Raw genomic sequence first — 13,829 nt, forward strand, 5'->3', positions numbered from 1 at the left:
ATTCATTGCCGAGAGCCGGCAATGTGGCGGCTCAAATGGCGCGTTTGACCTGCTCGTCCAGCAGTTGAGGAATAATATCGGCCAGTTGCGGCGAAAGTTTACGTCTTTTTACGGCGCGGGATGGGGGTTGGCATAAACTGCAGATGAAACCGTTCAGCGGCTGGTGCGCGTGGGTGATAAATGCGCCGCCGCAGCAGCTGCAGGCAGAGAGCTGCAGCATGCCGCTGTCGACGAAACGCACCAGCGTCCAGGCACGGGTCAGCGCCAGCAACGGCGCCTCGCCGGCCTGCTGAGGACACTGCTCCAGGTAGAGGCGATAGGCTTTGATCACCGCCTCCACTCCGCTGCACTGCCCGCTTTTCATCAGAAACAGGTAGGCGTTGTAAAACATCGACGAGTGAATATTTTGTTCCCAGGTCATAAACCAGTCGGTTGAGAACGGTAACATTCCTTTTGGCGGCGGGCTGCCGCGTAACTCCTTGTAAAGTTTAATCAAGCGCCCGCGGCTAAGCTGGGTTTCGCTCTCCAGCATTTGCAATCGGGCTCCCAGCGAAATCAGCTCCATGGCGAGCTGAATGTCCTTGGCTTCTTGAACGATACTTTTCTCAACCATCATCAGGCTCTTTTCTTCGTCGGGCTAGCGTCTTTACTCGATAGCTCTTGCAGTAAATGGCTTGATAGCAAAATGCCGGTATGGATTTGTTGCAGATCGTCGACGCGCGACTCTTTGGTCAGGCGTTCGATGGTCTGGCTTTCGTTAAAGCGGAAGTGGCAAACCAGCTGGTTGGTCTCGGCCAGTTTCACCATTTGCGGCAAAGTCAGCTGCGCCAGCGCATCGGCCATGGCTTCATCAATACCAAGACGGAACATCGCGGAGGCTTTTTCATCGTTGATCAAACGCTGTGCTAAAAGTAAATATGACAGATTGATGTCATAAATATGCTTAAGTAATTCAGACGTACCCATATTCCCCATCCCGACAGACTATGTTTAAAAACATACGCTGGGTGATAAATTTTATCGCCCGTGACCTGGGTTGTTTCCCAAAGCTGGCAAATTAATCTCTCAAAAACGACTGCTATAATTTTCAACAATCGCTAAATTTGACCACTGTTCAGTATTTGCTACGAGCGTAAACCAACGTGTATGGATGTACAGCATTCTGCTTCGATAGTGTTTAGTCACCATGAAACTATTTTTACAAATTTAATAAGATTATTCCTAAAGCAGCGCAACTCTACCCCCGAACCATTAGCACACACAATGTAAGTGAGAGGCAATTTTAAATACAATGTGACATAGATCACAAAAATAAAAAATAATTAAGCCAAATACACCCAAATACGCTCACTTATTAACCGCCATTTTGTTCACAAAACAGCCATAGGTAAAAAAACGTCTTAAAAACAATGTTTATCCGCCAAAAAATTATCTTTTTTAGATCAATTCGAACAAAAGCATCACCAAACCAAAATAACAGAACAAAAATCTGTATATAGGCGACAAACTCAGTATAAATAACCATTTGAGTTACTAAAAAATATCCAAGCTGAAAAATAACCTGCGTAAACTATAAGGTTATTAGCTATCGGATTTGACTTAAGCCCTCAGCCTGAAGCTGTTCTAATTTTCCGCATCAGGTGATTATGGCTTATCAATGATTCGCAGGCGTAGTGAACAAGCTAACAGACGTAACGATATGTTTCCGTATTAGCGCGATGCAAGAATGCTTTTTCTACATTAGAGTTCCCCAAAACGACATATCGGCAGCAATCCATAAAACTTTAATGCCTTTTATTTCTTTTTCTGTCGCCGTGATAATTCTCTCTCCCCCAGAGATTATTTACATGGCTTACGTTTTCATCACTTCATTGTCATAAAATAAAACGCAGTTTTGTTTTACTCTTCATATTTCCCCATCGAGAAAAACGGCTTTTCAGCGCAAGCGACGACGACAAACACCGCCCAATGCCGCAGCGGCACCACGGACGGTGAAAAAATCACCGCAAAAGATGGCCTGGCGCGGCGCCGCGAGCTTGTGCACGGCAAGAACGACGACGCGTCGGCCGTCAGCCGCCCTGAGACTTTCCCTATTTATCCGTTTATCAGCAGGATGAGATTGCTGACGGCGCACTGGCATATTATGATTTATCAAAGCGCCGCTACGTGCGGCGTGACATCATTACCCGGTGCAATTTATCTACTTGAAATGATTTTTGTCAGGTCGTACATCGCTGCCTCGACGGCGTCGCCGTGAGCCGCCGATGTGTTATTCACCCGGCTTTAACTATTAACAGGCTATATTTTAATCATGACCGATACGCTCGAATATCTGCTGACATTCCGTAAATGCTCCTCTTTGGACAGCCTGGAGAAGGTGTACGACAAACTGAACTACTCCATTGAAAATGATAAAGAAATGAGCAACATGTACCGCGCCGCCGACCACCGTCGCGCCGAGCTGGTTGCCGGTAAATTGTTCGATCTGGGCAAGGTGCCGAAAACGCTGTGGGCGCAGGTGCTTTAATTCAGTGAAATTACGTGCGGCAACGGTTTTATCTTTTATTGCTATATAACCGGGGTAAATTCGGCTTTTATTGCCGCGCGTGATGCGAAACACATTTATTCCCCCCGCCAGGCTCTACCCTTTATCCGACGCAGTACCTCCGCCAAGGCCGCCGATGCGGCAGCCTGAAATGCGATGGATACAACAAGGAGTGGGATATGGGGTATCAAAACGTTCTGGTCACCGTCGCCGTTGCCCCTGACAGCCACCGCCTGGTGGAAAAAGCCGTCTCCATCGTCCGCCCTTACGGCGGCAGCATCACCTTGTTAAGCACCCTCGCCAACCCGGAAATGTACAATAATTTCGCCGGGCCGATGCTGGGTGATTTGCGCTCGTTGATGGAGGAGGAAACCCGGCTGTTTATGGAGGAACTGCGTCAACGCGCCGGTTACCCGATCGCCGATGCGCTGATCGTGCACGGCGAGCTGGGTGACAGCCTGGAATACGCCAGCCGCCGTCAGCCGTTCGACCTGCTGATCTGCGGCAATCATCGCGACGGCATGATGAATAAGGTCTCTTGTTCCGCCGCCCGCTTTATCAATATCAGCCATATCGACGTGCTGATCGTTCCGCTCTAAGGCTAAGCACATTCGGTAACGTTGCCTTGCCGCCCCTGGACTAGGCTTAACGCATCTTGTTTGTCGCAACGCAAAGGAGCTTTCGATGTCCCCTTCTTCTCAACAGAACCGCCGCTTCCTGCTGGCCTCGCGTCCGCACGGTGAACCGACGGCGACCAACTTCCGACTCGATACCGTCCCCGCACCGCAGCCCGGCGCCGGACAGCTGGTGCTGCGCACCGTTTATCTGTCGCTGGATCCTTATATGCGCGGGCGCATGAGCGATGCCCCCTCTTACGCGCCGCCGGTGGAGATCGGTCAGGTGATGGTGGGCGGCACGGTATCGCGCGTAGCGGCTTCACAGCATCCCGATTTCAACGTCGGCGATTGGGTGTTGGGTTATGACGGCTGGCAGGATTACGCCCTGTCTGACGGCAGCGGCCTGCGCAACCTCGGCCCGCACCTGCCGCATCCTTCCCGCCTGTTGGGCGTGCTGGGCATGCCGGGATTTACCGCTTACATGGGGCTGCTCGACATCGGCCAACCGCAGGCGGGGGAAACGCTGGTGGTGGCCGCCGCCAGCGGTGCGGTCGGTTCGGTGGTCGGCCAAATCGGTAAGCTGAAAGGCTGCCGCGTCGTCGGCGTCGCCGGCGGGGCGGAAAAATGCCGCTATGTGGTGGAAGAGTTGGGTTTCGACGCCTGCATCGATCACCGCGCCCCTGACTTTGCCGAACAGCTGGCGGCCGCCTGCCCTAAAGGCATCGACATCTATTACGAAAACGTCGGCGGGGCGGTGTTCGACGCCGTACTGCCGCTGTTGAACACCAAAGCGCGCATTCCGGTGTGCGGCATCATCGCCCATTACAATGCCACCGGGTTGCCTGCGGGGCCGGACCGCTTGCCGCTGCTGGAGGGGCTGATCCTGCGCAAACGCATCCGTATGCAGGGCTTTATCATCTTCGACGACTACGGCTCACGCTTTGACGAGTTCTTGCAACAAATGAGCAGTTGGGTCGAACAGGGAAAAATCAAGTTCCGCGAGGACATCGTCGACGGGCTGGAGCAGGCGCCGCAGGCGTTTATCGGCCTGCTGCAGGGTAAAAACTTCGGCAAATTGGTGATCCGCGTCGCCGACGAATAACCTCTAGCAGGGCGTGGTACACCACGCCCTGCTTTTAGTCGCCGAATCGCACATCCTCCTCTACCGTCAGCGTCACCTGCACGATAGTGCGCACCGCTTCCACCCTCGCCGCCAGCGGCTTGCCCGGATGCGCCGCCGCCGGCAAACGCGCAACGCGTACTCATTCTCCCGCTGCCTGACGAATTGGCCATCACGTCTTTCCCCATTGAGCCGATCGCCGGCCGGCAGGCGCAGCGCGACTCGGTCTTAATCTGGCTCTGCGGCCTGATAAGCCAAATCGCCTTCGCTCCCTGTCCACATTAATAATTGCTGCATTATCAATCGTTCAACCCCTCGACCAACGGCCTGCAGAGGGGGCTTTCCACGCCCACCAAATAGGAATCATCCGAATTAACATTCGTAAAATTTATATATTTGAACATCTTTAAGTGGCAAATGGTAAGGATAAAAAACAGTCAGTGACTTTTTTTACGTAAAAAAAGAGTTGTTTTATAAGCATGTTGACTTAAGTGTTACAGATTTATTTTTTGGTATTACCAATTATCCAATAATTTGAGATAAAAAATGATCTACTCGCATGTATATGTTTTAGATGATTAAAACCAAGATCGTGAGCAAGTTAACGAATTGAGCATTGATCCACAAGGCTATTTTGCAAATGCAGAGCTCTATTGTAGACTGCACAAATCGTGCCTTTGTGTAAACTTTGTTAAATCTTTCGTCAGTTCCTGTCTCCATTCGTGACAGATACGCCATCGGGATCGCGCGTCAATTCTCGTGCGGTAGCTATGCCTAAAGCGAGGAATAGTATGGATCGCCTTATCATTGCGCACACGCCTTTGCCCTCCCATCAGCTGTTGTTCAGAAGCCTTTCCGGTGAGGAAAAACTGGCCGGATTGTTCGAATTCGACGTCGAGCTGCTCAGCCCCGACAATCGGCTCGATCTGAAAGCGCTGCTGGGACAAAAAATCACGTTGGAGCTGCGGGGCAATCCGCTGGCGCCGCGCTATCTCAACGGCAATATCACGCGTATGACCCTCTCCGGAAGGGAAGCCGGCGGCAACCGTTACTATATCTACCGCGCCGTGCTGCGCCCCACGCTGTGGTATCTGACGCAAAACCGCGATTTTCGCATCTACCAGGAAAAGACCGTTCCCGACATCCTGACTCAGGTGCTGGGGCAGTATCAGGTGAAAATCGATAACCGCCTGAGTTACGACTACCGCATCTGGGGGTACTGCGTGCAGTACCAGGAGAGCGATTTCGATTTCATCAGTCGCCTGATGGAGCACGAAGGCATCTATTACTATTTCACGCACCAGCAAGACGGCCATACGCTGGTGCTGGCTGACGCGCCGTCGGCGCATCAGGAACTCGCCGGCTACGCCAGCATTCCCTATCAGCTCGCGGAAGGCGGCCTGGTGGAAAACAAAGACAGCATCAACAGCTGGAGCGTTTCGGACGCCATCACGCCCAGCCTGTATAGCCTGGATGACTACGATTTTCGCAAGCCGCGCGCGCGGTTGCTGGAGGCGCGGCAGAATCCCGCCTCGTTCGCGCAGGACAAAGCCGAGGTGTTCGACTGGCCCGGGCGTTATACCGATCACGCCCACGGCCAGTTTTACGTCAAGGTTCGCCAGCAGGAGTTCGAAGCGCAGCACGAGCAGATGAGCGGCGAAGGCAGTTCGCAGGGCATTGCGCCCGGCTACCGTTTTCAACTGATCCAGGCGCCGCGTATGGAGGACAACCGCGCCTACCTGGTGGTCAGCGCGCATTACTTCATGCAGGAAAACAGCTACGCCAGCAATGATAACGACGTCGGCGAGCAGCGTACCGAATTTCAGGTCGTTCCGGCGGACATCAATTGGCGCCCGGCGCGCATCACGCCCTGGCCGAAAACCCACGGCCCGCAAACTGCCGAAGTGGTGGGGCCGGAAGGCGAAAGCATCTGGACCGATAAATATGGCCGGGTGAAACTCAAATTCCGTTGGGATCGCCACGGCAGCGGCAATGAAACCAGTTCCTGCTGGGTGCGCGTCTCCAGCGCCTGGGCCGGCTGGAAATACGGCGGGATCCAGATCCCGCGCGTGGGCGAAGAAGTGGTGGTCGACTTTATCAACGGCGATCCGGATCGCCCTATCATCACCGGCCGCGTTTACAACGAAGACAGCATGCCGCCGTGGGATCTGCCCGGCGACGCCACCAAAATGGGCTTTATGAGCCGCAGCAAAGGCGGCGGCGCCGACAACGCCAGCTTCCTGTTCCTGGAAGACTCGCCCGGCAACGAATCTTTCGACATGCACGCCGAACGCAACATGAACATGACGGTGGAAAACGACAAGAACGTCAATATTGACGGCAGCCGCACCACCACCATCGGCCGCAAGCAGGACGACACCGTCACCGGCGACGCCACGTTCCTGTACAAAGCGAAACGCACTACCACCGTCGATGGGCTGGAAACCGCCAACCTGAACGCCCACCAGACGGTGAACATCAAAGGCGGCCGCGACCTGACGATTATCGACGGCGGCGATAAAATCGACATCACCGGCAATCAGTCCTTCAAGCTTGACGGCGCGCAGACGCAAAACATTACGCAGACCCAACACGTCACGGTGAAGGGCAATCAGACCCTCGACATTACCGAAGGGCAACAAACCAGCACCATCAAGCAAGGGCAAACGGTCAACATCACCTCCGGCGGGCAGCACACCACCATCACCGCCGGCGGGCAGGAATTGACGGTTAAAGGCGGCGGCCAAACCGCTACCGTCACCGGGAATGTCACCGAGACCTACAAAAACGATCAGAGCACGACGATCACCGGCACGCTGACCATCAAAGCGAAAACGATCAACATCACCAGCGCGGACGGCGTGTCGGTGCAGACACCGAGCTGGAAAGATAACTGCCACGGTTGGAAATGGGTGGCGACCGGGGCCAACTTCGCCTTCTACGGCTCCAATCTTGCGTTGACAGGAGCCAGCCTGAAACACACGATGCTGGATATCTCGCACAATCCGCTGGCGATCAGCAAAACCAATTTCAAGCTCAGTAACGATCCCATGACGTTCACTCAGCTTGGCGCGCTGGTGACCAACGGCGCCTTACGGTTGAGCACCAAGGCGCTGGCGATCTTTTTATAAAGGGACTCCCATGTCGAAGGCCAAAAATGTTCTCACCGTTATCGGGTTGATTTTATTGGCTCCTATCCTCAGCCTGGTGGGTTTTTTCAAATTCATCACGGTCGATATCTGGGGTTATTTCAAACATATCGGTTCTTCCCTCAGCGTGATGGAGAACGGTATTTCCGCCTCCGGGCAAATCGTCAGCATTCGCCAGACCAACCTGTGGGACGGGAATCGGCCGGTCTGCGAAGTCGAAGTCAAATACATCGCCCAAGACGGAAAAAACCATACGGCCGTGGCGAAGGGCCCGATCAGCGTCGTGGATCTGCCGCGTTATCAGCCGGGCCATTTCACCGCGATCAAGTACGACCCGAAGAACCCCAAAAAAGCGGTGATCGAAGAGCTTTCCCGGCTTTGAGCGAAAAGGCTCCTTTCAATCACGCTATCCGATTGCAACGCTCTGCCAACGGCTTATCGTTCATCGGTTCGCTAACTCACCTTGCATAAGGAAGTGTCACGATGGGCGCGTTCATTGCCTTTTCGACGCAGGACAGCCTCTGGGGACAAATCCTGTTTACCTTCTTTGGCATCCTGGTTGGCTGCGTCTTGCTCGCCGCGATCGGCAAAACCTTTTTGTCGGCCAGCCGAGCGGCCGCGTTGCCTGCGCGGTTGCTGATCTTTGTCGCGCTGATGCTGGCGCTGCTGAAATACAACCAGCAGGTGATGTCTGCGGTGAATGCCCCCGCAGAATTGATCGGGTTCCTGATTTTGCCCGGCTTTTTGATGGGTTACCTGGGTGCGGCGCCCACCGGCAGACTGGCGCTGGCGATAGAGCTGCCCTGTTTTGCGGCGCTCGCCGCGCTGCTGATTCTGGGCACCGCCGACGTCGAGTTTTTTGCCCCCTATCACCTGGAGAGCGCCGGCCAATTTATCGCCAAGGCGATCGCCGCGGCATTGTCCGTCGCCGTCGTGCTGTTGGCTCGCGGAATAAACGGGAAGGACGGCGCACTGTCCTCTTGATCATCCCTTTCGAAGCGGGGCCCTCCCCGCATTAACGATCGGCGCTGAACGCCGCATCGTTTTCTTCATCTGTTGTGACATAGCCTGATATCTATTAAACCGAAAAACGGATTGTTTTTGAGCAGCAGCCTGGCTGCCAGCTGATATCCACAGGAAGCTTTACACACACAATGAAAGTCGTAAAACCTCTGCGCCTCAGCGCGCTTCATCGCCCCTTCTCTTGGCAAGGGCAAAACCATCTGGGCGTTTCCGTTTTGGCCTTGGCCGATATGGGGGCTTCCCCGCGCCTGCGCCCCGAACCGGAGCTGTGGCAGTTGGCCGCCGAAGAACTTACGCTGAGCGGCGGCGTGCTCGATTTGGCTATTCCCAAAGCCTGCGCGGAGTTTCTCGCTACCGGCAACGCCTACACCCACCATCAACAAGACAAAACCGCTTGCGCCGTGAAGATCCAGCTGGATTCTCTGGAAAAAACGCTGGTGGTTTTCGGCGATCGCCATTGGATCAACGATCGTCCCTCCACTCCCCTCCCTTTTGCAGAAATGCGTCTGGACTGGCGCCGGGCTTACGGCGGCACCCAGTTCGCCGATAATCCGCACGGCATCGGCGCCACTCCAGAAACATTTCCGCAAGGCCGTATCCATCGCCTACCCAATGTTGAACCGCTGCAGGGGCGCCTCGCGTCTCCTCGGCAAAGCGCGCAACCGGCAAGCTTTGACGCGTTGGATATCACCTGGCCACGCCGCTTCTCCCGCATCGGTAAAAACTACGACGCCGACTGGTTGAAAAACGGCTTTCCCGGCTTCGCCAACGATATCGACTGGCGCCTGTTCAACATGGCGGAAAGCGATCAGCAGTTTCCTCAACACGACAGCTTGCCGCCCCGCGCCGCCTATCGAATTTGGAACATGCACCCTTCAGAACCGGTGCAGCAAGGTCATTTGCCGCCGTGGCGCACACGCTGTTTCATCAACCGGCTGCGCGGCGACGAAACGCATTTCGAAGAAATCGCGATGCGCCACACCACCGTCTGGTTCTTCCCGCATAGGGAACAGATGCTGCTGATTTATCAGGGCAGCACACGCATCAATGAAGACGATGCCGCCGACGTAATGCAGCTGATGCCGGCTTTGGAAATCGAAGGCGAGCCCCGCTCCACCGCGCATTATCGGCAGGTGTTGACCCAGCGGCTGGATAAGGAACGGGGGGCTCTGCACGCGTTTCGTGAGCAAGAGTTGTTGCCGGAAGCGTGCATCGGCGCCTGGCTGGATACGGAAACGCCGACGCAGCAAAGCCCGATGGCGGAAAATATCGCCGCCTACGAGCACCGGCAGCGCGAAGAGCACCGCCAGCGCCTGCTGCGTGAAGGCCAGGACATCGATGAACTGTTCCCGCTGCCGTCGCAAGACGCGCCGCCGAAGCTGGACCAACTCGCCGAATTCGTCGAGCGTCTGGAAAGCCAGGCCGAGGCGCAGTATCAGGACATGCTCAAGCTGGCGCAAGCCGAGGGTATCGATCCGCGCAATCCCGGTGGGGATCACGTGCCGCCATCCGGTGCGGAAAGCTACCAGCAGCAGCGCGATCTGCTGTTCCAGGAGGCGCGCCGGCATCCCGACGCGTTCAGCGAAAAACAGCTGGGGGAAAGCGAGCGCGCGCTGCACCAAATGTATTTAATGTCGGCACAGGCGCAAAGCCCTGCGCTGCGTTTAAGCGGCGATCTGGCGCAAATCATTCGCCAACGCGTCACCGCCGCCATGCTGCGCGATAAGGATCTCAGCGGTCTTGATCTCACCGGCGCCGATCTGTCCGGCATGGATCTCTGCCAGGCTAACTTGCGCGGCGCTTTGCTGGAAAACGCCAATCTGCGCCAAACCCAACTGGTGGGTTGCGACCTTCGCGAGGCGATGCTGGCGCGCGCCGATCTCAGCGGCGCCGTCTTGCAGCAGGCCGATCTGAGCCACGCCTCTTTGGCCCTGGCGAAATGCGAAGCGACGGATTTCGGCGGCGCGCAGCTGCACGAAACCAACATTCAGCAAACGTTGTTTCAACGCTGCGATTTCACGAGGGCCTCATTACGCGATTTGCTGGGATACGAAACCTTGCTCGGGCAGTGTGATTTCAGCCGCGCCACGCTGGCCAACATTACGCTGATGGAGTTGCAACTGGAGCAGCTGACATTCAGCCACGCCCGGCTCGACAAAGTCAGCTTCGTCAAATGCCGCTTGCAGGCGGTGAACTTCGATCGGGCGCGGCTGGAAAGCTGCGCCTGGGTTGATACCGAGACGCAAAACCTCAGTTTCCGCGCCGCACGCCTCACGGCCTGCGCCTTCGCGGCAAAGACGCTGCTGCCGCAGGCGGATTTCAGCGACGCGACGCTAAACCAGTGCAATTTACGCCAGATGCCGTTGCAGCGGGCCAATTTCAGCCGAGCGCGTCTCAATAATTGCGACCTGTCGGAAACCCGGTTGAACGAGGCCGATTTCCGTCAGGCCAACGGCAGCGGCAGCCTGTTCATTCGCAGCGATCTGTCTCGCGCCAACCTGCGCGACGCCAATTTCATTGCGGCGATCCTGCAAAAATGCGTGCTGGCGGGCGCCGACCTGCAGGGCGCCAATCTGTTCCGGGCCGACCTGTCGCAGTCGCAAGTGGATCAGGCGACCCGGCTCGAGGGCGCCTATACCGCCAGGGTGAAAACATTGCCTCGCCACAACGGGAAGGAAGTATGACCTCAGAGCCAGAGCAAATACGCCAGCGCGTGAAACGCGGCGAGCTGATTGCCGGTGAGGATTTGCACGGCCTGTCATTCGCCGGTATGGATTTGGCCGGCGGCATGTTCAACGAACTGAACCTGAACGGCGTGAACTTCTCCGATTGCGATCTGCGCGACAGCGTCTTCAGCAATTGCCGGCTTGAACAGGCGCAATTTGCACGGGCGAACCTGAAGCAAACGGCCTTCAACCAGTGCGCCATGTCGGGCGGCCGCTTCAGCGAGAGCCATATCGAACTGACGATGTTCAACGACTGCCGGCTTGAACAGGGCGACTTCAGCCGGCTGGCGCTCAACCAAAGCCACTGGATGTCATGCCAATTGGCCGGCGCGAATTTTTCCGCCACTCAGCACGATCGCACCACCTTTTACGAAAGCCCGCTCGACGGCGCTGCGTTGAATCAGGCGCGGTTATCTCTTGTCACGTTCTTCCGATTAAACCTCCGTGACACACGGTTTGAAGGGGCAGATTTCGACCGCGTCACGTTTTTCGAATGTGACCACCGCGGCAAAAGTTACGCCGGGCAGCGCCTGATCGCCTGCCAGTTTACCGATAACCAACTGGACGACGTCGATTTCAGCCAGGCGACGCTGCGTCAAAGCAACTTCAAGGGCGCTTCGCTGCGGCGCGCCAACCTGGCGGGCGTGCAGGCGCAGCAGTCACTGTGGCTGGAGGCCAATCTGACCCACGCGCAGTGCCGCGGCGGGCAGTTCGATCAGGCGATCTTCAGCGAAGCGACGTTGGACGCCGCCAACTTCAGCCAGGCGCGCCTGTATCAATGCGTATTCCAGCACAGCCGCGCGGCGCGCTGTGATTTCAGCGACAGCGACCTGACCTACGCCGACTTTTGTTATGCCGACATCGGCGCCGCCGATTTCCGCCGCGCGCGCTTTATGCGCACCCGCATGCACCGCGCCCATCAGCAGCAAACGCGCTGGGGCGATCGCAGCGGAATTCTCGAGCGCGACGAAGAGCTGTACGCCGCCGAAACCTGGAGCGCACAGCGCCAGAGCCGAATCTGAATGCATTGACCACTTCACGAGGGGATCACCATGAGCGTTGCCAACACAACCCGCGCCGTCAACATCGCACCGCCCCAGCAGGCCGCCGGCCAGGTCGTCAACCTGTTGCCGGACGGCAGTCTGGTGGTGGAGTGCGAAGGCCGCGGCTGGCATTGCCGCCGGGCGGCGAGCTGCCTGCTGACGCCGGCCCTCGGCGATAGCGTGCTAGTCGCCGGCTGCGGCCACCAGCTGTGGGCGATCGCCCTCCTTGAGCGCGCGGAACCGCAAAGCGCGGCGCGGCTGAGCGTTGCGGGCGATCTGCACATTGAAACGCCGAGCGGCTCGCTGTCGCTGCACGGCGCGCAGGCGCTGAAACTGAGCGGCGACGCCATGACGCTGCAGGCGAACAGCGGCGACTGCCAGGTCGACAAGATGAAATACAGCGGCGAAGAGCTGTCGGCCTTCGTCAGCATCAGCCGCCTGGTCGGCAAACGCTGCGAGTCGCTGTGGCATTCGGTCAGCCAGATCAGCCATTCGCTGTTCCGCAAAGTGCGCCAGACCGAGCACGTGCGCGCCGGGCAGTTGGATTACCAGGCGGAAGATTACGCCCGCATTCATGCCCGCAACACGCTCATTACTTCAAAAGACATCACCAAGCTGGATTCGGAACAAATCCACGTCGGATAACCTGCGGAGGCCTTTTATGTTTGCCAACAGCCAAATGATCGGCGTGGACCTGGCGTTTCCCGACGTCTGTCTGACGCCAAGCCCGGCGCCGGTGCCCGTGCCCTACCCGGATATCGCCCTGGCGCCGACCGCCATCCCGAACGCGTTCAACATTCTGTTCGTCGGCACCCCGGCGCACAACATGGCGACGGTGACGCCACTGACCAACGGCGACAACCCCGGCGTGGCCACCGGCGTCGCTTCCGGGACGGTGATGGGGCCGTCCCGCCACCTGACCGGCGCCTTTACCGTGCTGCTCAAAGGCACCCCGGCCACCCGGCTGACCAGCCTCAGCCTGCAGAATTCCACCAACGCGCTCGGCATGCGCATCGTGCCGAGCCAATTAAAAGTGTTGCTGCTTGCGCCCTGATGACGGCGCCTTATTACACAGCCATTCAAACAAGAAAAGAGGATATTGTGAAAACACGGATTACCCTGACGCTGCTGACCGCCCTGACGCTTGCCGGTTGTTCCACGCCGCCGCCACCGCCGCCGGCGCTCAATAACGACGCCATCGTCAGCAGTGAGGTCAACGGCGTCACGCTAAAGCACCGCGCCGCGGTAAGCGCGCCGAAACAGTTCAAGCCGATCGGTGAGGAGTACCGCAGCCTGTACGCCGCCAGCATCATGAGCAGCCCGAATTATACCGGCACCGCCGTCGGCAGCCTGGACAACGCCGCCGCGTTCTACGCGCTGGGCGAAGTGGAAAACAACTGGCTGGCGATCTCCGCCATCCGGGGCGGCGACCTGGTGGGTTACATCCAGGCCAACGCCGGCGTACCGGAAGCGCGCTACAAATCGACGCTGCGTAAAGATCTGCCGCGCCGCGCGCGCGCCGCCAAACAGGACTGCGTCAAAGTCGGCGGCGACAGCAAGGCGTGTAAAAACGCCGGCTCAGCCACCTGGATCCTCCAGTAGTCAG

Annotated in this window: 14 protein-coding genes; 12 read left to right on the forward strand and 2 right to left on the reverse strand. The window is 57.1% G+C overall.

Features of this window, described 5'->3' with window-relative positions; genetic code table 11:
• Positions 1–31 precede the first annotated feature (31 nt).
• The gene (gene flhC, locus ACJ8IN_RS01715; RefSeq protein ID WP_016927281.1) at positions 32–616 is read right to left on the reverse strand and encodes a flagellar transcriptional regulator FlhC; all 585 of its coding nucleotides are present in this window, start codon (positions 614–616) and stop codon (positions 32–34) included.
• Positions 616–966, reverse strand: a complete 351-nt coding sequence (gene flhD, locus ACJ8IN_RS01720; protein ID WP_033647796.1) for a flagellar transcriptional regulator FlhD — start codon at positions 964–966, stop codon at positions 616–618. The genes flhC and flhD overlap by 1 nt, the downstream gene beginning before the upstream one ends.
• Before the next feature lie 928 nt (positions 967–1,894).
• Here flhD and ACJ8IN_RS01725 point away from each other — a divergent pair.
• The 12 genes from ACJ8IN_RS01725 (at position 1,895) to tagV (ending at position 13,825) form a co-directional block, all read left to right on the forward strand.
• Positions 1,895–2,257: a hypothetical protein gene (locus ACJ8IN_RS01725; RefSeq protein ID WP_047571540.1), complete on the forward strand. Its 363-nt coding sequence runs from the start codon at positions 1,895–1,897 to the stop codon at positions 2,255–2,257.
• A 54-nt stretch (positions 2,258–2,311) separates the two neighbouring features.
• A complete protein-coding gene (gene ydgT / locus ACJ8IN_RS01730) occupies positions 2,312–2,527 on the forward strand; it encodes a transcription modulator YdgT (protein WP_033635010.1) in 216 nt (71 codons plus the stop codon).
• A gap of 197 nt (positions 2,528–2,724) precedes the next feature.
• On the forward strand, positions 2,725–3,144 hold the full coding sequence (gene uspC, locus ACJ8IN_RS01735; protein ID WP_033635011.1) for a universal stress protein UspC: 420 nt from the start codon (positions 2,725–2,727) through the stop codon (positions 3,142–3,144).
• Between the two features lie 85 nt (positions 3,145–3,229).
• Complete coding sequence (locus ACJ8IN_RS01740; RefSeq protein ID WP_308325834.1) at positions 3,230–4,264, forward strand: NADP-dependent oxidoreductase; 1,035 nt, start codon at positions 3,230–3,232, stop codon at positions 4,262–4,264.
• Positions 4,265–5,073: 809 nt separating this feature from the next.
• Positions 5,074–7,413, forward strand: a complete 2,340-nt coding sequence (locus tag ACJ8IN_RS01745; RefSeq protein WP_033647800.1) for a type VI secretion system Vgr family protein — start codon at positions 5,074–5,076, stop codon at positions 7,411–7,413.
• Between the two features lie 10 nt (positions 7,414–7,423).
• Positions 7,424–7,813, forward strand: coding sequence for a DUF3592 domain-containing protein (locus ACJ8IN_RS01750; protein ID WP_033647801.1), 390 nt, complete (start codon positions 7,424–7,426; stop codon positions 7,811–7,813).
• 101 nt (positions 7,814–7,914) lie between these two features.
• Positions 7,915–8,415 carry a hypothetical protein gene (locus tag ACJ8IN_RS01755; RefSeq protein WP_047571538.1) on the forward strand — a complete coding sequence of 167 codons (501 nt, stop codon included), beginning with the start codon at positions 7,915–7,917 and terminating at the stop codon, positions 8,413–8,415.
• Between the two features lie 170 nt (positions 8,416–8,585).
• Positions 8,586–11,138, forward strand: coding sequence for a DUF2169 family type VI secretion system accessory protein (locus ACJ8IN_RS01760; protein ID WP_308325835.1), 2,553 nt, complete (start codon positions 8,586–8,588; stop codon positions 11,136–11,138).
• Positions 11,135–12,202, forward strand: a complete 1,068-nt coding sequence (locus ACJ8IN_RS01765) for a pentapeptide repeat-containing protein (RefSeq protein ID WP_308325836.1) — start codon at positions 11,135–11,137, stop codon at positions 12,200–12,202. The genes ACJ8IN_RS01760 and ACJ8IN_RS01765 overlap by 4 nt, the downstream gene beginning before the upstream one ends.
• Positions 12,203–12,232: 30 nt before the next feature.
• Entirely contained in the window at positions 12,233–12,868 is a 636-nt protein-coding gene (locus ACJ8IN_RS01770) for a DUF3540 domain-containing protein (protein WP_308325837.1), read from the forward strand.
• Positions 12,869–12,884: 16 nt separating this feature from the next.
• Positions 12,885–13,277 (forward strand): DUF4150 domain-containing protein, encoded by a 393-nt coding sequence (locus ACJ8IN_RS01775; RefSeq protein WP_004934933.1) that lies wholly within the window; start codon positions 12,885–12,887, stop codon positions 13,275–13,277.
• Positions 13,278–13,324: 47 nt separating this feature from the next.
• A complete protein-coding gene (gene tagV / locus ACJ8IN_RS01780; RefSeq protein WP_033648134.1) occupies positions 13,325–13,825 on the forward strand; it encodes a type VI secretion system accessory protein TagV in 501 nt (166 codons plus the stop codon).
• The last annotated feature ends 4 nt before the right edge of the window (positions 13,826–13,829 follow it).

This window comes from Serratia sp. CY31944 (genome assembly GCF_052169175.1).
GTDB lineage: Bacteria > Pseudomonadota > Gammaproteobacteria > Enterobacterales > Enterobacteriaceae > Serratia > Serratia sarumanii.